This is a genomic window from Thermomicrobium roseum DSM 5159 (assembly GCF_000021685.1).
Classification (GTDB): Bacteria; Chloroflexota; Chloroflexia; order Thermomicrobiales; family Thermomicrobiaceae; genus Thermomicrobium; species Thermomicrobium roseum.
Genome location: NC_011961.1, coordinates 351934 through 374320, shown reverse-complemented (window position 1 = coordinate 374320; position 22387 = coordinate 351934). Strand labels below are relative to the sequence as shown.

General features: G+C 64.5%; 25 protein-coding genes. 13 read left to right on the top strand and 12 right to left on the bottom strand.

The genetic code is table 11. From position 1 onward, the window contains the following. Window positions 1–52 precede the first annotated feature (52 nt). Together TRD_RS13895 and TRD_RS10960 are read right to left on the bottom strand one after the other, a co-directional pair. Window positions 53–1417: a cytochrome c oxidase assembly protein gene (locus TRD_RS13895; RefSeq protein WP_012642898.1), complete on the bottom strand. Its 1365-nt coding sequence runs from the start codon at window positions 1415–1417 to the stop codon at window positions 53–55. A 39-nt stretch (window positions 1418–1456) separates the two neighbouring features. Continuing rightward, entirely contained in the window at window positions 1457–1933 is a 477-nt protein-coding gene (locus TRD_RS10960; RefSeq protein WP_012642597.1) for a hypothetical protein, read from the bottom strand. Window positions 1934–2254: 321 nt separating this feature from the next. Here TRD_RS10960 and TRD_RS10955 point away from each other — a divergent pair, with 321 nt between their 5' ends. The 3 genes from TRD_RS10955 to mutM all read left to right on the top strand — a co-directional run bounded on the left by TRD_RS10955 (window position 2255) and on the right by mutM (window position 4970). Further along, complete coding sequence (locus tag TRD_RS10955; protein ID WP_012643083.1) at window positions 2255–3373, top strand: NDMA-dependent alcohol dehydrogenase; 1119 nt, start codon at window positions 2255–2257, stop codon at window positions 3371–3373. Window positions 3374–3646: 273 nt separating this feature from the next. Beyond that, window positions 3647–4063 (top strand): hypothetical protein, encoded by a 417-nt coding sequence (locus tag TRD_RS10950; RefSeq protein ID WP_012642707.1) that lies wholly within the window; start codon window positions 3647–3649, stop codon window positions 4061–4063. Then, window positions 4056–4970 carry a bifunctional DNA-formamidopyrimidine glycosylase/DNA-(apurinic or apyrimidinic site) lyase gene (gene mutM / locus TRD_RS10945; protein WP_041437284.1) on the top strand — a complete coding sequence of 305 codons (915 nt, stop codon included), beginning with the start codon at window positions 4056–4058 and terminating at the stop codon, window positions 4968–4970. Before TRD_RS10950 ends, mutM begins: the two co-directional genes overlap by 8 nt. Here the strand turns inward: mutM and hpt are convergent. Together hpt and TRD_RS10935 are read right to left on the bottom strand one after the other, a co-directional pair. After that, the gene (gene hpt, locus TRD_RS14335; RefSeq protein WP_012643103.1) at window positions 4901–5902 is read right to left on the bottom strand and encodes a hypoxanthine phosphoribosyltransferase; all 1002 of its coding nucleotides are present in this window, start codon (window positions 5900–5902) and stop codon (window positions 4901–4903) included. The two genes, mutM and hpt, sit on opposite strands and share 70 nt — an antisense overlap. Before the next feature lie 250 nt (window positions 5903–6152). Continuing rightward, window positions 6153–6671, bottom strand: a complete 519-nt coding sequence (locus TRD_RS10935; RefSeq protein WP_012643242.1) for a (2Fe-2S) ferredoxin domain-containing protein — start codon at window positions 6669–6671, stop codon at window positions 6153–6155. Window positions 6672–7085: 414 nt separating this feature from the next. On the opposite strand from TRD_RS10935, the gene TRD_RS10930 reads away from it, so the two are divergent. Both TRD_RS10930 and merA read left to right on the top strand, forming a co-directional pair. After that, complete coding sequence (locus TRD_RS10930; protein ID WP_012643299.1) at window positions 7086–7637, top strand: hypothetical protein; 552 nt, start codon at window positions 7086–7088, stop codon at window positions 7635–7637. Continuing rightward, window positions 7634–9316, top strand: a complete 1683-nt coding sequence (merA, locus tag TRD_RS10925; protein WP_012642732.1) for a mercury(II) reductase — start codon at window positions 7634–7636, stop codon at window positions 9314–9316. Before TRD_RS10930 ends, merA begins: the two co-directional genes overlap by 4 nt. A 342-nt stretch (window positions 9317–9658) precedes the next feature. On the opposite strand, the gene TRD_RS10920 is transcribed toward merA, so the two are convergent. After that, window positions 9659–9973: a ferredoxin family protein gene (locus TRD_RS10920; protein WP_012642925.1), complete on the bottom strand. Its 315-nt coding sequence runs from the start codon at window positions 9971–9973 to the stop codon at window positions 9659–9661. A 180-nt stretch (window positions 9974–10153) separates the two neighbouring features. Here TRD_RS10920 and TRD_RS10915 point away from each other — a divergent pair, with 180 nt between their 5' ends. Continuing rightward, window positions 10154–10759 carry an LOG family protein gene (locus TRD_RS10915; protein WP_012643188.1) on the top strand — a complete coding sequence of 202 codons (606 nt, stop codon included), beginning with the start codon at window positions 10154–10156 and terminating at the stop codon, window positions 10757–10759. On the opposite strand, the gene TRD_RS10910 is transcribed toward TRD_RS10915, so the two are convergent. Continuing rightward, window positions 10756–11520: a VOC family protein gene (locus tag TRD_RS10910; RefSeq protein ID WP_012642770.1), complete on the bottom strand. Its 765-nt coding sequence runs from the start codon at window positions 11518–11520 to the stop codon at window positions 10756–10758. The genes TRD_RS10915 and TRD_RS10910 overlap by 4 nt on opposite strands. Window positions 11521–11846: 326 nt before the next feature. On the opposite strand from TRD_RS10910, the gene mbhE reads away from it, so the two are divergent. Genes mbhE through mnhG form a run of 7 tightly spaced genes read left to right on the top strand, consistent with a single transcriptional unit; the run spans window position 11847 to window position 17691 of the window. Further along, a complete protein-coding gene (mbhE, locus tag TRD_RS10905; protein WP_012642401.1) occupies window positions 11847–14177 on the top strand; it encodes a hydrogen gas-evolving membrane-bound hydrogenase subunit E in 2331 nt (776 codons plus the stop codon). Continuing rightward, window positions 14174–14596, top strand: coding sequence for a Na+/H+ antiporter subunit B (locus TRD_RS10900; RefSeq protein ID WP_012642942.1), 423 nt, complete (start codon window positions 14174–14176; stop codon window positions 14594–14596). Before mbhE ends, TRD_RS10900 begins: the two co-directional genes overlap by 4 nt. A 3-nt stretch (window positions 14597–14599) precedes the next feature. Continuing rightward, window positions 14600–15043 (top strand): Na+/H+ antiporter subunit C, encoded by a 444-nt coding sequence (locus tag TRD_RS10895; protein WP_012643138.1) that lies wholly within the window; start codon window positions 14600–14602, stop codon window positions 15041–15043. Further along, window positions 15028–16545 (top strand): Na+/H+ antiporter subunit D, encoded by a 1518-nt coding sequence (locus tag TRD_RS10890; RefSeq protein ID WP_012642787.1) that lies wholly within the window; start codon window positions 15028–15030, stop codon window positions 16543–16545. The genes TRD_RS10895 and TRD_RS10890 overlap by 16 nt, the downstream gene beginning before the upstream one ends. After that, window positions 16542–17015: a Na+/H+ antiporter subunit E gene (locus TRD_RS10885; protein ID WP_012642700.1), complete on the top strand. Its 474-nt coding sequence runs from the start codon at window positions 16542–16544 to the stop codon at window positions 17013–17015. Before TRD_RS10890 ends, TRD_RS10885 begins: the two co-directional genes overlap by 4 nt. After that, window positions 17012–17308 (top strand): monovalent cation/H+ antiporter complex subunit F, encoded by a 297-nt coding sequence (locus TRD_RS10880; RefSeq protein WP_012642606.1) that lies wholly within the window; start codon window positions 17012–17014, stop codon window positions 17306–17308. Before TRD_RS10885 ends, TRD_RS10880 begins: the two co-directional genes overlap by 4 nt. Next, window positions 17305–17691, top strand: coding sequence for a monovalent cation/H(+) antiporter subunit G (gene mnhG / locus TRD_RS10875; RefSeq protein ID WP_012642486.1), 387 nt, complete (start codon window positions 17305–17307; stop codon window positions 17689–17691). Before TRD_RS10880 ends, mnhG begins: the two co-directional genes overlap by 4 nt. 45 nt (window positions 17692–17736) lie before the next feature. Here mnhG and TRD_RS10870 read toward each other — a convergent pair whose 3' ends face one another. The 6 genes from TRD_RS10870 to TRD_RS10845 are packed head-to-tail and all read right to left on the bottom strand — an operon-like array spanning window position 17737 to window position 22314. Continuing rightward, window positions 17737–17958 carry a hypothetical protein gene (locus TRD_RS10870; protein WP_012643263.1) on the bottom strand — a complete coding sequence of 74 codons (222 nt, stop codon included), beginning with the start codon at window positions 17956–17958 and terminating at the stop codon, window positions 17737–17739. A 22-nt stretch (window positions 17959–17980) separates the two neighbouring features. Then, the gene (locus TRD_RS10865; protein ID WP_012642436.1) at window positions 17981–18325 is read right to left on the bottom strand and encodes a cupin domain-containing protein; all 345 of its coding nucleotides are present in this window, start codon (window positions 18323–18325) and stop codon (window positions 17981–17983) included. A gap of 14 nt (window positions 18326–18339) precedes the next feature. After that, on the bottom strand, window positions 18340–19344 hold the full coding sequence (gene trpS / locus TRD_RS10860; protein ID WP_012643253.1) for a tryptophan--tRNA ligase: 1005 nt from the start codon (window positions 19342–19344) through the stop codon (window positions 18340–18342). A 51-nt stretch (window positions 19345–19395) separates the two neighbouring features. Then, window positions 19396–19839 carry an acyl-CoA thioesterase gene (locus tag TRD_RS13890; RefSeq protein ID WP_012642452.1) on the bottom strand — a complete coding sequence of 148 codons (444 nt, stop codon included), beginning with the start codon at window positions 19837–19839 and terminating at the stop codon, window positions 19396–19398. An 18-nt stretch (window positions 19840–19857) separates the two neighbouring features. After that, window positions 19858–21078 carry an MFS transporter gene (locus TRD_RS10850; protein WP_012642570.1) on the bottom strand — a complete coding sequence of 407 codons (1221 nt, stop codon included), beginning with the start codon at window positions 21076–21078 and terminating at the stop codon, window positions 19858–19860. Window positions 21079–21090: 12 nt separating this feature from the next. Beyond that, window positions 21091–22314 (bottom strand): MFS transporter, encoded by a 1224-nt coding sequence (locus tag TRD_RS10845; protein WP_169302310.1) that lies wholly within the window; start codon window positions 22312–22314, stop codon window positions 21091–21093. Between the last annotated feature and the right edge of the window lie 73 nt (window positions 22315–22387).

The window sequence follows — 22387 nt, the reverse complement described above, 5'->3', positions numbered from 1 at the left end:
AGACGACAGACGCGCCGAAGTGTGGTTCGGCGCGCATCAGCAGTCCGTTCGCTCACTCGGTGACGATGATCCGTCCCGTCATCTCGCGGAACGACGGCCCGCAGAGTTCAGTACAGCGGATCTCGTACGTCCCAGCGCGCTCTGGTCGCAGGGGCACGACCGCCACATCACCGGGGACGACACGAACGGTCAACCGCTCCGCACCGAGGTCCACGGACAAAGCGTGAGGAACGTCGCTCGCTGAGACGAGCAAGCGATACTGCACACCTTCCTGCAGTTCCAATACCGGGTACCAGCCATCGACGCGCCCGACCAGATAAACCTCCACCCCCGGCGGTGGGGCCACGATGGGCACACCCTCGTACTCCCCGACCTGATACATCGTCACGAAAGTGGAGACGCGCTGCTCGAAGACCGAAGGATCTTCTCGTAATCGGTCGACCATCGCCGCAGGCGCACCGAACGCGGATCCCACCACGCCGTACCTGAGGAAAGCCAGCGGTACGAGAGCGAGCCCCAGCGCAGCCAGCGGGAACAGCAGGCGCTCGGGAGCTCGCGCGCCCCGACTCAGTCGCACGGTTCTCCGCTCTGGCCGCGTCGAGCGGACGAGAAGCCCCACGAGCACCGCCGCGTAGAGTCCGCCGCCAGCGACCCACATGATCGCTCCACCCAACCGCTGGTCGGCTAGTGGATCGAAGCCCCACAGCGCCGCCGCTTCCTCGTAAACCCGGTAGAGGGGACGCGGCGCCAATGTCACCGCGGCACAGACCAGATCCGTCGCCATCCAGACTGCGAACGTGAGGAGAATTTTCGCCGTCGCACGTAGCCTGCAGTGAGCAGGGAGAGCTTCCGCGAGCGTCACCCAAAAGAGCAGCGATCCGAGGAAGAAGGTGAGATGCTCGAGTTCGTGCACCAGTGGATCGCGCACAGCTGCCTCGTACAGCGGCGGATAGTGCCACAGCACGAAGGGGACGGTGGCAGCGAGGAACACCACAGCCGGCTGTGTCGACACAGCGAGCAGTGATCGTACCTGGTGCTGCTGGGCGAACCAGCGCAGGGAACCAGCGGGAAGGCCACGCAGGATCACCCGGCCCGGCTGCCCCAGTACCAGGAGCGGTGGGGCAACGAGCATGAGGAGCGTATGCTGCACCATGTGGACGCTGAAACGGGCGCCGTTGCCGTGATCGGGCGGCCCCATGAGCGCTACCGCTATCACCTCGAGTCCGGCCAGATAGGCGAGGACTCGCCAGCGAGAGACCCGCCTGCGACCATGCCGTGGCGCAACGTACCAGGCGATCAAATAGGCCGCGGCAGCGGTGACGAGAAGCGCCGTCAGCGGCGGATCGAGATGCCACGCCCGCATGAGATCGACCGGAGCTGTCGACGTATGGAGAACCGGCAAAAGCAGCGCGGGCATACCGACCTCCTACCCGGCACCGCGCCCCCTAGCTGCAGCTCAGCTCTTCGGTGCCGGTTGCCCGAGGCGCTCTTCCAATGCACGGATCGCCTCGCGGTCACGCGCGATCAGCGTTTCGAGGTACGCCCGCAAGGTCATGCGACCGCGCGGCGTCTCGAACTCCTGCTGCCACACGCTGTCTGGGAGATCGCGGACCATGGCCAGTGTCGCCTCTCGTGCTGTGCCGAATTGGCTGAGCAAGACGATCGGGACGAGACCGAGTGCTGTTTGCTGGAGCGTGACCAGCGGCTCGGCTTCGTCGTCGACGATCGTCCGCTCACCACCCCGCAACATCTCCTTGATCGCCTGTGAAGCGTTCAGCTCGCGATTGCGGAGACGATAGAGGATCCCGAGCGGGCTCGTGGGGTCCTCGACCGCCCCTGCGTCGGCGTTCATCGCTGCCAGTAGGGGCCGGAACCGCTGGTTGAGCTCGCGGTACGTGGCGATCAGCGCCTCGACGACATCCCGATCGGCCATGCAGTCTCCTCCGTCTCCGCTTCCCCCAGCCCGATCTCCGTCTACGATAGCGGAAAGCGGTGTACCCCAGCAAGAGCGTCATCGCCTCGTCCCTTTCATCCCTCGCCCTCTTCCTCCACCGTCCGATCGTCGCCAAGGATCACTGCAGGCACAGCCTCTTTCCGCGCGACGCCCGTGCAGGAATGCCCCCACCTCGGCACGTTCTCGCGCTCTCCGCACACTCCTGGCATGTTGGGCAGTCTTGCTCACCGCGCGAGCGTCTGCTATCATCCGCTCGGTCAGCATAGGTTCATCGCTAAATCAAGATAAAGGGGGTGTTCGATGAAGTCCCGCGCCGCGGTCTTGTACGGCCCGACCCGCTCGTTCTCCATCGAGGAGATCGACGTCGACGAGCCGAAAGAGGGAGAAGTGCTCGTCAAGCTGGTCGCCACTGGACTGTGCCATTCCGATTGGCACTTCGCGACTGGCGCTGCCCCCGTTCGCTTTCCCATGGTCGTCGGGCACGAAGGTGCTGGCATCGTGGAAAAGGTCGGTCCCGGCGTCAGCGAGGTCCAGCCGGGTGACCACGTCGTGCTCTGTTACATCCCCGCCTGCGGCAAGTGTCGCTGGTGCCTGAGCGGGCTGGCAGCACTCTGCGATCGCGGTATCCTTCTGACACAAGGAGCCCAGCTCGATGGGACCTTCCGTTTCCACAAAGACGGGCAAGACATTGCGCAATTCGCACTCGTCTCGGCCTTCAGCGAGTACACCGTCTGTCCCGTCGATTCGGTGATCAAGATCGATCCCGATCTCCCGCTCGATCGCGCCTGCTTGGTCGGCTGTGCGGTGCCCACCGGCTGGGGTGCGGCCGTCAACCGGGCACGCGTGCGACCGGGGGAGACGGTGGCCATCTTCGGGACGGGTGGGGTGGGGATGAACGCCGTGCAAGGAGCAGCGCTGGCGGGTGCCGAGAAGGTGATCGCCATCAATCTGGTGGACTGGAAACTCGAGAAGGCCAAGGAATTCGGCGCGACTCACACGATCAACCCCACCCGCGAGGATCCCGTCCAGCGCATCATGGACATCACGCACGGGGTGGGCGCTGATGCCACCATCTTGACCCCGAGCCTGGTGACCCCATCGCTCCTCACGACTGCGACCCGTGCTACCCGCAAAGCCGGCCGAACCGTCATCGTGGGAGCGATCGGCCGCGACCCCAACGAGGTGGAAACGCACCCTCTCGACCTCATGTTCATGCTGATGGCGAAGGAGGTCTTCGGCACGATTTTCGGTCATAACGTACCGCGCATCGACATCCCACGCTTGCTCGCACTCTACCGGGACGGCAAGCTCAAGCTGGACGAACTCGTCACTCGCCGCTACCGGCTCGAGGAGATCAACCAGGCCTATCATGACGTCGAGCGCGGTCAGGTCATCCGCGGCGTGCTCGTCTTCGATTGACGAAGCGCGATGTACAGGCTGGTGGAGCGATAGTCCTCCCCACTAGCCTGCTGGCCAGGGTCGCACACCGTCCGGCATCCGCCACCGACGAGCGAAGATCACCGAGCAACCAGCGTGGGAGCCGATCCGCGCGTGCCTGGGTAGACGCTCTCGGCTGCGGTTCGTGGTGGCGACATGCTCGCCGCCGCGGACCGAGCGACTGCATGCTATGATCGTGCCGGATCGCTCCGGGCCGGAGCGCTGAGCCGGGTCGGTGTGAGGGAACGCTGAGCCATGACGTCAGTTCGCCGGGCTTCGTATACACCACTCCGCTGCCCGCTCTGTGGCGGCGAACTCGAAGAGGTCGTCGTTCGCCAGCTCGGGCGTGTGACCGCACGTTTGCCCTGGCAACTTCATGCCGGACGTTGCCCTGAGCACGGCTGGTTTCAGGCCGAAGTCATCAGCCGGCCCCCTCGCGAAATTTTCCCCGTCAATCGCCCAGGTGGGATCGCCCGTCGCATCGTCTTGGAGGGCAAGGAGATCTACGCGTTCCCGACGATCTGGAACCGGTTGGATACGCGGCAAGAAGTCGACCCCTTCGACACCCGCTACTGGCAGATCGATTGGGAACGACTCGGTATTCGCCCTCCCACTCGTGCGGTCCAACCGGAACTGGTCGAGACGCTCGCGGGGAGCCGCCGGCGTGCCTGAACTCCCCGAGGTCGAAGCGGCACGGCGCGGCATCGCCGAGCAGCTGCTCGGCCGCGTCTGTACGGGCTACGAACTGTATCGCCCCCGACTCATCGTTGCCCCGACTGGCCTCACTCTCGCGCTCCTCGTCGGCCAACCCCTCCGCGAGGTCGGTCGCAAGGGCAAGTATCTGTGGTTAACTTTTCCCACGCTGACCTTACTCGTTCATCTCAAATTGACCGGCCAACTCGTGGCGCGCGGCAGCAACATTCCCGGCTTCGCTGCCGGACATCCGATCCCACCGTACGATGCGCCGCTTCCCCACAAGTCGACCGCTCTCCGGCTGGATTTCGCCCCCGATGAACACCTTTACCTGACCGATGTCCGTCACTTCGCCCGCGTCCAGCTCATGCTTCCCGACGAGCTTCCCACGACACTCGCCTCCTTGTCGCTCGGGCCGGACGCGCTCAGTGACGAGTTCACCCTGGAGTCCCTTCGGCGAGGGCTCGACCGGCGTCGCGGAACCTCGCTCAAGGCCGCGCTTCTAGACCAGCGTGTCGTCGCCGGGCTCGGCAACATTTATGTCGACGAGAGTCTCTGGTTCGCCCAACTCCATCCGGCGCGTCTGGTCGGAACGCTGGATGACGGCGAGGTCGTTCGCCTGTACCAGGCGATCCGTGAAGTACTGGCGATCGCGGTTCCTCAGGGAGGAGCCAAGATTCTCCACGGGCGGGCCGTCCCGCCAGTCGGCGAGTTTCCCTACGTTCACGGCCGAGCTGGTCAACCCTGCCCGCGCTGTGGCACCTCGATCGTCAAGCGGACCATCGCTGGTCGAGGGACGTACTACTGTCCCGTCTGTCAGCCGGAGCCCACTTCGACTCGCGTTGCGACCAGCGAGGGCTCGGCAGCCTCGGCAGCTGCTTCCTGACCAGTTCCCCCGATCAGGTGACCGTTCCCGTTCGCTTCGTAAACCTCGCGCTTGAGTACGCAGATGAAAGGAAGATTCCTATAGAGCTCGCGATAGTCGAGCCCATACCCGACGACGAACTCGTTGGGAATGGTGAAGCCGACGTATTTCACTGGAACCGAAACCAACCGCCGCTCGGCCTTGTCGAGGAGCGCGCACACTTCGAGACTAGCTGGTTCGCGCTCGCGTAACACGCGCATGATGAAGTCGAGCGTCAAACCCGTATTGACAATGTCCTCGACCAGCAGCACATGCTTGCCGCGTATATCGAGATCGAGATCCTTGCGGATGGCGACACCCTCGCGGAGGTCACGCGAGAGCTGCAGGTAGTCGATCGCCAGCGGTCGGGTGATCGCCCGGGCCAGATCAGCCAGGAAGAAGGTGATGCCCTTGAGAACGCCCACCAGGACGAGCGACTCACCAGCGTAATCCGTCGAGATTTGCTGACCGAGTTCGGCCACTCGCCGCTGAATCTCAGCCGGACTCAAGAGAACTCGCTCGATCTGATCGGGGCGTAACGAGGTGATGTCCACCGAGCCATAGCCGAAGCGCGAGAGGATTTCGTGGTAGTCCTTGCGATAAAGAAGCACGATGTTCACGTGGGGATAAAGCTCTCGGAGTCGCCGGACCTTGCGGTGCTTGCGGGTGACCAAGCTCTGTTTCATCGTCGTGAGTTCGACGTAGAGATCTTGCTCAGGGAGATAGAAGTCGGGAGTGAACTGCTCGACGATGCGTCCGTCTTGCCAGCGCAGCGGGAAGGAACGCGGTTCATATTCCCAGGCGATCCGATAGAAATCAAGAAAGGCTGCGAACTCAGCTTCAGCCGGGTGCGCGAATCGTGGACGTTGTGCGTCAGCACGACGCACCGATGACTGCTGCACCGCTGCCGTCATCGCACCTCCTTCACGCGATCACTGTCTCCTCCCATCCCTCCCCACCACTGAACCAAGTATACCACACATCTTGCAAAAGAACTGTGACCACACAGTGACAAATTGGCACCTTTCTCGTACGAACGCATCGAGTACGAGCCGTTCTTCGTGGGCGAGAATCCAGCGATCACCTCTCTAGCCTCGCGTGCCTCGTGCCACCGAGGCAATCAGCGATGCGTCGCCGACGCGCGATCGCCGTTCGGCTGACCGATCAGGTTGCGTCCGGCAGGCCGTAGCGGTGGCGGGCCTTGCTGGTCACGGTGATGCGGTCACCATCGTCACCCGGCTTGCGCGCGATGAATCCCCGCCGCGCCTGCTCAGCGACCCACGCTTCGTCGAAGCCGTAGCGCTCGGCAAGCGCGGCGAAGGCGGTCACGGCGAGCGGTTCCTGAGCGACTGCCGCGTGGTACAACGCGCGTCGCCTTCGTTCGTCCTCGGAATCTGGCCGCAGTACGAGTCGCTCCACCGGATGCTGGCCATGCCGCAGGGACTCGATCACCTCAGGAAGATCGCCCACCTGGACGTTCCGGTAGATCCATCCCTGCGGATAGACGACGATATTCGGGCCGATGTCGCAGAGATCGATCGAGTCGCATGTGTTCACCATGATCTCCGCGTCCAGCCCGGCTCGCTTCAGCTCGAGGCGCAAGCGCGCCGCCACCTGTTGCGCCCCCTTCTGGGAACAGTGATTCGCGGTGCAGACCAGGACATGGGCTCGGCACCAGTACATCCACGTGTTCCTTTCGTCACTCTCGACGTCTGCATGGCGAGCGACACGCCACACGAAAGGCCATCTCACCAGGAAAGCCGTTGCCAGCGCACCGCATCGGCTGGTACGAAGTGTAAACCGCTGCCGAGCCGACCAAGGGGCTATCCAACAGCGCCACACCACGGCGCGACCTTCCTTCTGCTGCCTCGGCGCGTTACTCGCATGAACCCACGACCTGCGTGACCGCGCTCGCCGACGGCTCACGGTCGAGCCCACTCTGGCACACGCTCGGGTCGCCACCCATAATGCATCATAATGATCAGATTCTATAAAACGCAAGATACGCAGCAATGCGATAACTTGCATTCGTCTTTCCGTATGCGATATCCTGGCTGCGAACAGTAACGCGACGTGGGCTCGGATGGGAGATGTCGCATGTCGCTCGACTCGCCGCGCGACCGCCTGTCGACCCTCGCGCGCGGACTGGAAGGGCTGGCCACCCTAGCAGGACTCGCGCTGACCACGCTGGCCTGCTGTAACTGGCTGGTGATTCAATGGCTCGCTCTCCTGCTTTCCGCACTCGGTGGGACTGCTGCCTTCACCTTCTTGGTACGTCTGGAGACACCCCTTCTCGCCGCTGTCATGGTCATTCTTCTTATCGCCAGCCTGCTGGCGCGTGACACCTTCTCCCGCATCCTCGATCTCATACTGGCTGCACTGGTCCTCGTGCTCGCTGTTCTCCTCTTGGCGTGGGAACAGGATCCTGCGATCTTGTGGAGCCTCCCCTTGCTCGGCTGGCTCTTTGTCCATCGCCAGCAGACGCTCTTCGTCGCTTTTGCTGGCGCTGCCGGACTCCGCGTTATCCACTGGTCGCTTTCCCTCATGAGCCGATCGACCTGCCGTGCTCGAGCTGCGTTGCGGACCGAGCAGGCTGGCCTCGGCGAGTTCGCGCCCTGTGCCGACATCGCGAAGGAGGAAGGACGATGACACCAGCGAACCACGAATCGGCCCTCGTCACGTACGAACTCGACGTGGAAGGGATGACCTGCCGGGATTGTGAGCGGCACGTCGAGACAGCTGTCGAGGCCTCTGGCGGTATCGAGCCGCGAGCGGACTGGCGACGCCGTCGCGTCCGCTTCGCTGCCCCGCCCACTTTCGACCCCCAACCTGTCTTCGCTGCCATTCGTGCTGCTAGCGGACAACTGCATCGGTACGAGCCAGGGCAACTGCGGCGCCTGGCGCCTGTCCAGCTGGACGATGAGTCACCCGACGCTGATGCCGACCTGGTGATCATCGGCGGTGGCTCAGCCGCCTTCGCTGCCGCGATCGAGGCCCACCAGCTCGGTGCCCGCGTCATCATGATCGAACGTGGCACGCTGGGTGGAACCTGCGTCAACATCGGGTGCGTCCCCTCCAAGTTCTTGCTGCGTGCCGCCGAAGTCGCTCATCTGGCTGCGACGCGCCGCTATCGCGGGATCCGCAGCCAACTCGAGGCAGTCGATCTGGCAGCCCATGTCGCGCAGAAGCAGGACCTGATCGCCGCACTGCGGCGCGAAAAGTACGAGGAACTCGTCGACTACTACGGTTGGGAACTCCTACACGGTACGGCCCGTTTCGTCGATCCGCAGACAATCGCTGTCGGCGACCGCCTGATCCGCGCACGTGCCTTTCTGATCGCCACCGGGGCCAGTCCGGCTCTCCCGCCGCTGCCTGGCCTCGCCGAGACGCCGTTCTTGACGAGCACGAGCGCGCTCGACCTGGAGCGCGTACCGACCTCGCTGCTCGTGCTCGGTGCTGGGTACGTGGCCCTGGAACTCGGCCAAGCGTTCCAGCGGCTCGGCAGTCGCGTCACTCTCGTACAGCGGCGAGCTCGGCTCTTGCCAGAAATCGAACTGAAGCTGGCCGAGCAACTCCAGCAGGCGCTCGCTGCGGAAGGGATCCGGTTCCGCCTCGGCGTGCTCCCGCAGCGGGTCGAGCGCGTTCCTGGCGGCGTACGCCTCATCGTGCAGACCAGTGATGGTCGCGAAGAAGCGCTCGAGGCTGAAACGCTGCTCGTGGCGACGGGACGCCGGCCGAACGTGGACGACCTCGATCTCGCTGCCGCCGGTGTGGAACTCGACGCTCGGGGAGCCCCCAGACTCGATCCGACGCTCCGGACGACGAATCCCCGCATCTACGCCGCGGGTGACGTGACGCTCGGCCCGCAGTTCGTGTATGTGGCAGCCGCGCAGGGCCGCCTGGCAGCTCGCAACGCGCTCCTCGGAGAGCAGCAAATCCTGCGCCTCGATGCCGTACCAGCCGTCATCTTCACGCAGCCCCAGCTGGCCAGCGTCGGGCTGACCCGAGCAGATGCCGAGGCGCGCGGGCATCGGGTCGTGACCGGCTTCGCTCCCGCGTCCGTGATCGCCCGCGAACGGGTCGAGCTGCAACCGTTCGGCGGGGTGTTCCTGGTCGCTGATGCCGAGAGCGGGCGCATACTGGGTGTTCAGGCACTCGCCAGCGCTGCCGGGGAACTGATCGAAGCAGCGACTCTGGCTGTCCATGCTGGGCTGACGCTCGCCGACCTCCGCGAGCATCTCGCCCCCTACCTCACGGTTGGAGAGGGGCTGCGCTTAGCTGCGCTGGCTGTCGAGCAGGATCCCGCGCGCCTCTCATGTTGTGCGTGAGGAAGCGACGCATCATCGCCCGCCCACTCGGGTCGTTTCCCGGGCCGAGCACTGGCAACTGCGCACGAGTGGAAGCGCATGCTCGGGCATCGCTGTCGCATTTCCGAGCCGACCAGCTGCGAGTTACCTCACCGAACGGAGGACTCGTTCGCGGAGGAACCCTCGCCTTGCGCACGGCGCGTGATCGCGAAGGACCATCGGATCGGGGTAACCGCTCGTCGCACACCCACCGCGACGAGCTGGAGCGTCGCGTCAGCTCGCCGTCGAAACAGTGGCGATCGGACGAGCTCAGGTGTCACACAGCGCGGTACGAACGCTACTCGGTAGGGTGGAGCGCGTCCTTCATCCGTACCGGTACTGGACGCCGAAACCACCGCGCGGGTACGTCCAGGCGATATTGCGGAACTCGTAACAGACGATCCGACAGGTCCCGCACTCGACGCAGCCTTCATGGGAGAACTTGACCCGGCCATCCGGGAGCGGTGTGTAGCACGCAGCCGGACAGCAAACGATGCATTGCTGCCGCTCGCACTGGAGACAGACATCGGGATCGATGATCCAGATGTGCGCACGCTCCCGATCGACGTGATAGGACGTCGTCGCCAGCTTCCGCTCGAGACCGGCCCGGTCGCGGATCGGATCGATGACCTGCACCATTCTGGAACGATCCTCCTCGTTCTCCTGCGCAGTCTACCAGAAAGCGCGTGTGCCTCGCAGATGCTCGTATCCGCTTAGGGAGACAACGCATCCTGATACGGCTTTTCAGGAGAGCGATCAGCAGGGTACACTCAGCGGACCGGGGCATCGCGCCCCCGAAACGGAAGGAACCCGAGAACGATGGAAGACCGGAGAGTGCCGCTCGAGCGTGTCTGCGTTTTTTGTGGATCGCGCCTCGGCAATCGCCCTGTTTACCGGCTGCATGCGCAGCGCCTGGCCCGACTGCTCGCCGAGCGCGGGATCGGCATCGTCTACGGCGGCGGCAGCATCGGCCTCATGGGTGTCGTCGCCGATGCCGCACTGGAAGCGGGCGGCGAAGTGATCGGTGTCATCCCGGAAGTCCTGATGGCCCGCGAGTTCGCCCACCCCAACCTCACGCGCCTCCACATCGTGCGCACGATGCACGAGCGCAAAGCCCTCATGTCCGACCTGGCTGATGGCTTCGTCGCCCTGCCAGGAGGTTTCGGCACACTCGACGAACTCTTCGAGATCGTGACCTGGGCACAGCTCGGTATCCACACCAAGCCGGTCGTCCTGCTCAACTCGAGCGATTATTACCGTCACCTTCTGGCGAGCGTCCGCCATGCCATCGACGAGGGGTTCATCGCCCCCGAACATGCTGGCCTCCTCATCGTGACCGATGACCCCGAGGAGGCTGTCGAGGCGCTCCTGACCTATCAGCCACCGATCGCTGTCCCTCGCTGGATGGGGCGGGAGGAGCGCTAGCGCTCCAGTTGCAGCAGGGCGAAGCGGGCCGACCCCAGCGTCACGTCTGCCGTGGTCCAGGCCCACAGGCGCGTGAGCAGCGGCCCCGGACCTGCCCGCCCGAGCCGCTCTTCGATCAGCGGGTGAGGGCCTGCCGCGAGCGAGACGCGATGCGGGCCGAGAGCGAAGCGATGAACGGGGGTCCCCAAGATTGGATCCTCGGCTGCTTCCCCTGGAGCCTCGAGAAGCGCTCGCCAGGCACTGACGACCGGCGCAAGGTCACGGACAGCGATCACCACTTCAGCCACACCGCGGGCCCCGTTCGGGTGCTCCGCCTGCTGGCCATGCGGCACGCGCTCTTGCCGTGGCGTCACGTCCTCGATCAGGAACGGTAGCTGACCCGTCAACTCGTCCGGGGGCGTCGCGTTCTTCCACGCGATCGTGAATCCATCCGGCCGCGTCCGGCTCCCTGCCGCCAACTGGTAAGTGAAACCCGCTCGCTCGAGTCGCTGGCATTCCGCCTCGATGCCCTCGACCAGGACGCAGAGATCGATGATCCCCCCTCCCGCAGCGCGAAAGCGGTGCCAGCGGTGAGCCGGATTGTCCTCGTAAAAGGCCAGGAGCTCCAGATACGCGCCGTCGCCGAAACCGATCAGCGCATTGTGCGTTCCCGTAGGATGTGTTCCACCCGGCACGACCGTGAAACCTGCTCCACGATACTCCTGGATGGCAGCCTCGAGGTCCGGCACCAAAACGACCAGATGATCGATCTGACGCAGCATGATCGACTCCCCTCCCCGCTTCCTCGTCGATGCTCACCCGGCGAGCCACGCGCCACGAGCAGTGTACGGCGTTGGGCTTCTCCGAGGGGAGCATGCTCCGATGGCTTGCCTGCTTCGCTGCCACCCATTCTTGCCCGGCGCATTCTCTCCACGATACACTGGCGGGCGACCGTGCACGGAGTTCCCCGTGTCGGGTCTTCCCGCGAGGCGGCCGCTGCGTGGTGAGCGGTCGCCCCGCGAGGAGGCTCGGGCACCACAGGCAGGGAGCAGCGAGCCTCTCGAACGCACCATCGCACGCCGACGGAACGAGCGTCAGAGGAGGGTTCGTGCTCGCTGGTCTCGCGTCGTTGTTCATTCTGGCGTTCCTCGCCCCCTGGCTCGGGGATCGGCTCGCTGCCCGCTTCGGGTATTTGGCGGCACTCACCTCGTTCGTGCTCTTCGGCTGGTACGCGAGCCAGCTCCCGGCGGTGACACACGGACCGACACGCGTCGAAACGATTTCGTGGCTCCCCACGCTCGGGGCAGATCTCACGCTCCGCTTGGATGGGCTGGGACTCCTGTTCGCGCTCCTCGTCACTGGCATCGGTGCACTCATCGCGCTCTATTCGGTCGCGTACCTCGAACATCATCCGCGCCGCCGGGCCTTTTGGGTCGCATTCCTCGCCTTCGAGGCAGCGATGCTCGGCTTGGTGCTCGCCGATGACGTGATTCTCCTGTTCGTCTTCTGGGAACTCACCAGCATCACTTCGTTCTTCCTCATCGGTTTGGAAAACGAACGGGAGCGAGCACGGACGAGTGCGACGCAGGCCTTGATCGTCACCGGAAGCGGTGGGCTCGCCCTCTTGACCGGCCTCCTCATCCTGGTGCAGCGCACCGGCAGCCTGCGACTGAGCGAAATCCTGGCCCAGGGGCCTCTTGATGCCGACGGGCTGGTCACGACCGCTTTCCTCCTGATTCTGCTCGGTGCTGCAGCCAAGTCGGCTCAGGTCCCGTTGCACTTCTGGCTTCCCAACGCCATGGAGGCTCCCACTCCAGTGAGCGCTTATCTCCATTCGGCAACCATGGTCAAGGCCGGCGTCTACTTGCTGGCGCGAATGACTCCCGCGTTCGGCGAGCACCCCTGGTGGCAACCGAGCCTCGGCGTGCTCGGCGGCGCGACTGCCCTGGTCGGCGCGCTGCTCGCGGTCCAGCAGCGCGATCTCAAGCGGCTGCTCGCCTACAGCACGATCAGCGCGCTCGGGACGCTCGTCTTCCTGCTCAGCTTCGGCGAGCCCGGCTGGCTCCCCTTCGCCCTCTTCTTGCTCGCCCATGCGCTGTACAAGGGAGGAGCGTTCCTGCTCGCTGGCGCCATCGACCATGCGACCGGCGAGCGGGTGCTCGATCGTCTCGGCGGACTGGCTGGACTTTTTCCCGGACTCGCCATCGTCGCCGGACTCGTCGTCCTGGCTGCCGCTGGCCTTCCGCCGACGCTTTCTTTCGTCGCCAAGGAACTCGTTCTCGAAACGTCCTGGAACGAGCTGCCACTCCCAGGCCTGCTCGTTCTGCTCGCCGCGCTCAGTGGACAGACAGCAGTCGCTTGGCTCCTTTTGCGACCCTTTGTCGGCCAGCCGAGGACGGCTCCCGAGCACGCCCACGCTCCAGCCTGGCAGCTCCTGACCGCACCCGCGCTGCTGGGTGCCGCCGCGTCCCTTTCCGGTCTTCTCACTAGTTCCCTCGGCCCACTGGCGAGTGCGGTCGTCGCCAGCCTGTCGGGCCATGAGCCAACCAGCGTCAAGCTCGCCCTGTGGCACGGCCTCACCCCTGCACTCGGCCTGAGCCTGCTCGTCCTGCTGCTCGGCGGAGCGCTCGCCGTCAGCTGGCCGATCGCGCTCCGACTCGGCGATCGCCTCCGCACGACTGAATCGTGGAGCCCAACAGCCGGAGCTCTGGCGGCGTGGGGGAGCGAGAGCTGGTACTTCCGAACACTGGCGGTCATCAACAGCGTGGCTATCCGGCAGACCCGACTGCTGCAGAGCGGCTACTTGCGCGTCTACGTCATGGTCACAGTGTTGACGCTCGTCTCACTCTCGCTGCTCACCGTGGGCCGATACCGTGCCGAACTCCTCGCCCACTGGTCTCCTCCACACCTGTCAGCGATCGATGTCGTCGACGCGAGCTTAGCGCTCATCATCCTCGTGGCCGCGCTCGTGGCAGTCCGCGCGACCGAGCGACTCGCTGCCATTGCGGCGCTCGGTGCTCTCGGTTTCAGCCTCGCCGTGCTCTATGCGCGCTTCAGCGCACCGGATCTGGCGATCACGCAAGTCCTCGTCGATACCTTGACCGTCGTGCTCCTCGTCTTCGCCTTCTATCGCTTGCCGCGTTATGCCCGCCTCTCGACGACCCGCGCCCGTGTCCGCGATGCGATCGTCGCCATGCTTTTTGGGATGACGATGAGCCTTTTCGCGTTCCTGATGATCGGTTCCCCGGCTCGCGAGCGCATTTCGACCTTCTTCCTCGAGCAGAGCTACCCGGCGGCACACGGGCGGAACGTGGTCAATGTCATCCTGGTCGATTTCCGTGCCCTGGACACGCTCGGTGAGATCACCGTGCTGGGCTTGGCCGGTCTCGGAGTGACAGCCTTGCTTTACCGGCGTCGGCAGAAGGAGGAAGGAACGTGAGTACCCTTCCCTCGATCATCTTGCGAACAGCCGTCCGCTGGATCTCACCGCTTCTCTTGCTTTTCAGCCTCTTCCTGCTGTTGCGCGGACATCACGAGCCAGGTGGCGGCTTCGCTGGTGGTTTGATCGCATCGACCGGCTTCGCCCTCCTCACTTTCGGTTATAGCCTGCGCACAGCCCAGCGACTCCTCCGCGTGCAACCACTGACGTTGGTCGCCATTGGCCTCGCGTTCGCCGCGGCGAGCGGGCTCTTCGCCTGGATCAACAGGACATCCTTCCTCACCGGCCTCTGGATCGGCGTGCCTCTTCCCGGCAATCTCCGCGTCGATCTCGGCACACCGCTCCTTTTCGATATCGGGGTGTACCTGACAGTCATCGGCGCGACGTTGACCATGCTCTTCGCTTTCGCTGAGGAGTGAACGATGGAACTTTTCTTCGTCGCGATGATCGGTGTCCTGTACGGCGCTGGGTTGTACCTTTTGTTGCGCCGCAGCATCGTCAAGATGCTCGTCGGCCTGATCTTGTTGGGAAACGGGGCGAATCTTCTGATCTTCCTTGCCGGAGGCCTCGTGCGCGGGCGTCCGCCCCTCGTCCCGGAGGGTCGAACGACAGTCTCGTTACCAAGCGCCGACCCGCTTCCGCAAGCACTCATCCTGACAGCCATCGTCATCAGTTTCGGTGTGCTGGTCTTCGCGGTCGCGCTCGTCTACCGGACGTACCGGGCGCTCCGCACTGATGACTTGGACGACCTGACGGCGACTGACCGGCTCGGTGAGGTACCGGCGCCCGCTCATCGCCCGATCACGGCAGACGAGGAGGACGGCTTGGTTCGGGGAGAGGAGGAGCGCGCATGGGTCTCCTCCTGAGTCTCCCGCTCCTGCTACCGCTCGGCTCGAGCCTCCTCCTCTTCGTGACTCGCCACAACCGTCGAGCGAGCCACTTCGTGGCTATCACGAGCGCAACCGTTCTCCTCGTGCTCGTCAGCGGGTTGACCCTGCAGGTGGCGCGGGATGGACTCCTCGTCGTCGCGATCGGTTCTTGGCCACCGCCCTACGGAATCGTCTTGGTGGCCGATTTGCTCAGCGTACTCATGCTGCTCGTCTGCACGCTCGTCGCCTGGGCGACCGTGCTCTATTCCACCGCCTGGATCGATCCCGCCCGCGAGCGCCTCGGGTACTATCCGCTCATTTTCGCCTTGCTCTTCGGCGTCAACGGCACGTTCCTCACTGGCGACATCTTCAACTTGTACGTCTGGTTCGAGATCCTGCTCATGTCCTCGTTCGTGTTGCTCGTCCTCGGTGCCGAGCGAGGGCAGGTCGAAGGTGGACTCAAGTACGTCGCCTTGAACCTGCTCGCCTCCGCCTTTTTCCTGAGTGCGGTCGGCGTCCTCTACGGCGTGACTGGCACGCTCAACTTCGCCCACCTGAGCCGAGCGGTACTCGGCATCGACCCGCTCGTGCTGGATCTTCTCGCTGTGCTCTTCGGCATCGCCTTCGGCATCAAGGCCGCGGTCTTCCCGCTCTTCTTCTGGCTCCCTGCTTCCTATCACACGCCACCGGTGCCGGTCTCCGCACTCTTCGCTGGTCTCCTGACCAAGGTCGGTGTGTACTCGCTCATTCGCATCTTCACGCTCCTCTTCGTTCACGATCCGGGTTGGTCGCATCGTCTCCTCTTGGTCTGCGCCGCCCTGACCATGCTGACCGGTGTGCTGGGCGCATTGGCCCAGCAGGATGTCCGTCGCATCCTCTCCTTTCATATCGTCAGCCAGATCGGCTACATGATCTTCGGCCTTGCGCTGCTGACCCCGCTCGGTCTCGCCAGCAGCGTCTTCTATCTGGTCCACCACATCGTGGTGAAGACGAACCTGTTTCTCATCGGCGGCCTGATCGAACGACTCGGCGGGAGCAGCCGGCTCAGCGACCTCGGCGCCCTCTACCGTGCTCGTCCCTGGCTCGGACTCCTCTTTTTAGTTCCCGCGTTCTCCTTGGCCGGTCTTCCACCGCTCTCCGGCTTCCTGGCCAAGCTGCTCGTCATCCGCGCTGGACTGGCCGCGGGTGCCTACTGGGCGACTGCCATCGCCGTCATCGTGAGCTTGTTCACTCTTCTCTCCATGCTCAAGATCTGGAACGAGGCTTTCTGGAAACCGCGACCGGTCGAGGATCCGCCTCGCCAGCCACTCTCAACCCTCCTCCTGCTGCCAGTCCTCGTGCTCGCGGCAGTGACGGTCCTGCTCGGCACCGCCAGTGAGCCGCTCCTGGTTTTGGCGACTCGCGCAGCAGACCAACTGCTCGATCCTCAGATCTACCAGCGAGCCGTGCTCGGCCAGCTCGGATCACCAGCACTCGCATCGATCGGAGGTGCACCGTGACGCTGTTCCTGCTCAATCTTCTGCTCGCCCTCGTCTGGGCTATGGCAGTCGGCCGCTTCACCGTTCCCCAACTGCTACTCGGCTACGTGCTCGGATTTCTCGTGCTCGCCACGCTCGAGCCACTCTGGGGCACGGCACAGTACAGCGGACGCATCCTGCGTGGGCTGCGCTTCATCGCTTTTTTCTTTGCGGAACTCCTCCTGAGTTCTCTTCAGATCGCCTACGACTCGCTCACTCCGCGCCTGCGAGCCACTCCCCGTATCATCGCTGTCCCGCTCGATGCTGCCACCGAGACCGAGATCACGCTCTTGGCGAACTTTCTCACGCTCACTCCGGGGACCCTCTCACTGGACATCTCGGCCGACCGCCGAACACTTTATGTCCACGCCATGTACGCCCGCGATCGGCAGACATTCCTGACCGAAGTGAAGCGTGGTCTGGAAGCTCGCCTCCTGGAGGTTCTGCGATGAGCGAGCGACTGATCGGCTTTTCCGGTGTCTCTCCTCTTATCGCGCTCAGCATGCTTCTGCTCACGGTGGGACTTCTGCTCGCCCTCGTCCGGGTAGTCCGTGGCCCCACCATTCCGGACCGCGTCATCGCGCTCGACTTCATGGCCTCGTTAGTCGTCGGCTTACTGCTCCTGCTCGGTGCGACGCTCGAACTCCTCTCGATCGTCGACATCGCGATCGTGCTCGCCCTCATCGCGTTCTTGAGCACGGTCGCTTTCGCCTCGCTCATCGAGCGGAGGACGCGCGAACCATGACCGTGCTAGCTGGTCTACTGGCGCTGATCGGCGCGCTCCTCATGGTGATCGCTGGCATCGGCCTTCTGCGGATGCCGGACTTCTACACCCGCATGCAGGCTGCGGCCAAGGCGGGGACCCTGGGCATCCTCTTGATCGTGGCGGCGACCGGTCTGCTCCTCGGGAATCTCTCTGCGCTGCTCCACGCCCTGTTGGTGAGTCTCTTCTTCCTGTTGACCACCCCGCTCGCCGCGCACTTGCTCGGCCGGGCTGCCTATCTTTCCGGCATCCGACCGCTCGTCCACGAGGACGATCTGGCCGGGCAATATCACCCGAAGACGCACGAGCTCCGGAGCGTTCCCCACTCGGCACCCCCGGACAGAGCTGAAGCCCTGCCCGAATGAGGTCCGGGCAGAGCTCGACGAACACCGGCGAGGAGCGGGAGGCTTTCAGACCTTTTGTTCGGCCTGTGTCTTGCGTGCCCGCCGCGCTGCTCGCCAGCGGATCATCGCGAGAGCATCCTCGTCGGTCAACGGCACACGTCCCCGCGACGTCTGGCGATACTTGAACGGGTAGCGGTGTGGCACACTGTGCTTGGGCTGCTTGAGCCGCTGGTTGACACGCTTGGCAGCTTGCCGCTTCAGCTTCTTGACCATCGATTCGACCGCCATGTCCTCGCTCCTTTCGCTCCGCTCACGGCGCGCTCGTGCGCCGCGGCACGAACGTATTCAGCGTCTCCACCTCTTCTTCACCCACGACACGTGCGCCATGGGGTACTCCACCGGGGATGACCACGACGGTGCCAGGTCCGCAGATCGACTCCTTACCCGCGACCTCCAGCGCCAGCGTCCCGCGCAGCACCATCGTCACCTGCTCCTCGGGATGCGCATGAACTGGAAAGACCGATCCGGGAGCATACCGGTAGCGAACCACGGTCTGCCGGTCTCCGTGCAGCGTCTGCCGGAAGATACCGGGGCGAGGGGACTCCACCGGGAGCACATCCCACTGGACGACACTGACCGATGACGCTCCGCCCATTACGCGCTCCCCGCTCAGTCCAGCGGTGGAAGTCCGAGTCCGCACCGCTCGCGCACGAGTGCCATCTTGGCCGAAGCGAGTTCCCGCGCCTTGGCGGCGCCCTCTTGAAGCGTGCGGATCACGATCCCGGGCTGGGCGACCAGTTCCTCCAGTCGCTGTTGGATCGGTGCCAGCGCCTGGATGATCACCTCAGCCAGGTCCTGCTTGAACTGCCCGTATCCTTTCCCGGCATACCGCTCTTCCAGTTCCGGGATCGGAATACCGGAGAGGAGCGAATAGATCGTGAGCAGGTTGGAGATCGCTGGCTTTCGCTCTTCGTCGTAGCGGATCACCGTCTCCGAGTCGGTCACTGCCTTGCGGATCTTGCGACGGATCACCTCCGGCGGATCCCGCAACTCGATGCGGCTGTCCGGATCCGGGTCGCTCTTGCTCATCTTCTTGAGCGGATCAGTCAACGACATGATGCGCGCCCCAGCCGGCTTGATATCCGGCTCCGGGACGACGAACGTCTCGCCGAACGTATTGTTGAAGCGGATAGCCAAGTCGCGCGTCAGCTCGATGTGCTGCTTTTGGTCTTCACCGACGGGGACGACCGCTGCGTCGTAGAGCAAGATGTCCGCTGCTTGGAGCACCGGATAGAAGAACAGCCCTGCCCCGACGCGCTCGTTCCCCTTCGACTTTTCCTTGAATTGCGTCATCCGCCGCAGCTCACCGAACGTCGCCAACGTGCCCAGGATCCAGCACAGTTCCGTGTGTTCGCGCACGTCGGACTGCACGAACAGGATCGAGCGCTCCGGATCGATCCCGGCTGCCAGGAGCACGCTCCCCACCTCGAGCGTCCGTTGCCGGAGCTCACGCGGATCGTAGGGGATCGTCATCGCGTGCAGGTCGACGATGCTGAAGATATTGTCATACTGATCCTGCTGCAGCACCCAGTTCCGGATCGCCCCGAGATAGTTCCCCAGGTGGATGCCACCGGTCGGCTGGATTCCCGAGAACGCACGCGGCTTCCCCGCCATCCTCGCTCCTCCCGCATTCCGACCCACGAGGATACCACGAGTGCCGCGACGCTATTCGGCACCTCGCGAGTCGGCAGCCTCACCCGCCGGCTCCTCCGCTGCCAGTGCCTCTCGCAGTTCTTCCGGTATAGACACCGGACGCATCGTGCGCGCGTCGACGAAGACCTGTACGAGATGACCGGTGACGGCCGGCTCGTCCTCGCCGTCCTTGACCAGCGCGAAGTCGAGCCGGAGAGACGAGCGGCCGAGCTTGCTCACCCACAAGCGGCAGACGCCACGATCGTGCACCCAGAGCGGCCGATGGTAATCGGCCTCCACATGCACGCGTGGATTGACTACCCCCCACTCCTGCATTTTCTGCCGCGTGTAGCCGAGTCCCCAGAACAAGGCATGTTCTGCTTGCATGACGTAGCGGAACACGTTCGGATAGAAGATGAGCTCACCCGGATCCGCATCACCCCAATAGACGATGAATGGGACTGCGACTCGCCGCACACCCCTATCCTTTCCGTGTCACTGGACGACCGTTTCGACAGCGGCTTCTCGGACGGCCCGTTGCTCGGTCCGCCGCATGAGAAGGGCTGCGGGTACTGCCAGGCTCGCCAGCGCTGTCCCCGCCACCAGGAAAGGCACCCAGTGTCCCCAGGAATAGAGGACCGAACTTCCCAGTGCACTCAACGCTGCCCCGCTCATGCCGGCTGTCGTGTACGCCCCCTGCACCCGGCCCTGCTGCTGAGCACCGGCGATCCCCGAAAGATAGGCATCCACCGTCGGTGTCAACAGCCCAGCGATCGCCCCCTCCAGTGCACCGAGCAGCAGGACGATCGGCACCGAGGGGATACCGTATCCGAGCACGACGATACCGAGCAGGGCCGCCAGGCCCAATACCCGCCGCCAGCGCGGCCGCCGGTTGGCCAGTTTCCCACCCAGCGGGAGCGTGACGAGATTGGCCACCGAGAAGGCCGTATACGAGAGCCCCAACTCCAACTCGGAGGCTCCGATCTCGCTGAGATAGATGCTCCAGATTCCCGTGAAGATGCCGACCGGCACCTCGAAGCCGAAGGCCAGCAGCATCGCTGCCACGAGTGCCGTGCCCAGGAGGCGCGCCCTTCGCTGGCTGCCCAGCGGGTCTGCTTTCCTCTTCGGTTCCGGCAAGCGAAAACGCCGGAAGGCGAGCCAAGCCGGGAGGGCCAGCGCGGCTTCACCCAGACCGCTCGCCACCACGAGCGGTGTCTTCCCGACGACCGCAGCCAAGAGCCCGCCGACAGCCGGCCCGAGCAGCCACCCGACATTGAGGACACCCCAGAAGGCCGCATACGCCTCGCCACGCCGCTCCAGTGGCGTCAGGTCGGCGATAAGCGCCCGGACCGCCGGATAGATCAGCGCCAGTCCCACCCCTTGCAGGACACGCAGGGCAACGAAGCTGCTCGGAGCCTCGACGAATGCAAAGCCAGCTGTGGCCAGCCCCTCGATCGCCAAACCAGCGGCCACCGGCTTGGCTCGCCCGATCCGATCGGCCAGCGCCCCGGCCGGAAACTGAAACACAAGTTGCGCCAGGAGGAAGCCGGATGCCATGAGGCCGACTGCCCCGTAGGAGGCTCCTTTCTCGCGGGCCACCAGGGAGAGAAACGGGACGACGACCCCGGTCACCAAGCCAGCGAGCAGCGTCAAGCCCAGCACCGCACGCAGCGCCGGCTGGCGTACCACCCACGGGCGAGGAATCACCCACCGCATCGTTCGGCACCCTCATGACCGGCCAGTGCCGGCCGAAAAACGCTGCTCGGAAACGAGCGACGATCGGCGAAGCAGCGGGAAGCGGAGCGCCACCGCTCCGATAGCGAGAACCGCCAGCACGACCAGCAGGCTCACCGCCAGCGGCGCACCCCAATGGTCAGCCACCGCTCCGGCCGGCAATGTCCCGATCGGGAGCAGCCCCCAGGTCAAGAGATAGACGCTCAGCACGCGACCGCGGATCTCGTCCTCCACGGCCAACTGCAGCAACGTATTCGTCGTCGCCATGTAGACTGCGCCCATCACCCCGGCGATCGAGAGGAACGCCGCCGCGAGCCAGGGCACGCTCGTCTGCGCAAAGGCGAACACCGCTGCCGCGAACAGCAGCACCGTCGCCACGAGCACGCGCGGCGATTCCCCCCACTCTCGCCGGGCAGCGACCGCGACCGATCCGATGACCGCACCGAGCCCGTTCAGTGCCATCAGCACGCCCAGTCCGGTCGCCCCTAACCTGAGCTCGTCCCGCGCGAAAACCGGCAAAAGGTTCATGTAAGGGAAAATGAGCAGCGTTGGTAAGGTCGCCAGCGCCATCAAGGCGAGGAGCTGTTCGCGACGCCAGACCGTCACCAGACCCTCGACGAACGCTCCCCAAAACGGCGACCGGTTACCCGAGGGTCGCACGGCCGGCAAGCGCCACGTGATACCGACCGACGCAACCTGAAACAGCGCGCAGACCGCGAAGGCTCCCGTCAAACCGAAGGCGCTGACGAGCGGCCCAGCCAGTGCCGGGCCGACGATGCGAGGCGCATTCTGCGCAGTCGAGATCAATGCAACCGCATTGGCCAGCGCCTCGCGCCCGACCAGGTTGGCGACCAAGGCACTCCTCGTCGTGAAAACGACTGCCATACCCGCCCCGGAGACGAACGCCGCCAGGAGCAACTGCCAAGGTGTCAATCGCTCCAGCCAGAGCAGCAGCACGAGACTGACAGTGGCCAGTGCGACCACCACTTGAGCCACGAACAGCACCAGGCGGCGATCGAGCCGATCGATCAGTACTCCCGCCGGCAGGCTGACCAGGAGCATCGGGATGCCGTTGAGAAAACCGGTCAAGCCGACGAAGAAAGGGGAATCGGTGAGGACCAGAGCCAGCCAGCCGATCAGGAGCGACCACATCCAGAAAGCAGCGTTCGTCGTCAGGGTCGTCCCGAACAAGAGCCGGAACGCTGGATATGTTCGCAACGAGTGGAGGATGCCCCTCTGCTCCCTCCACACTGGTTGTCCGCCATGTGCTGCCATCGGCTCCCCCCACGCT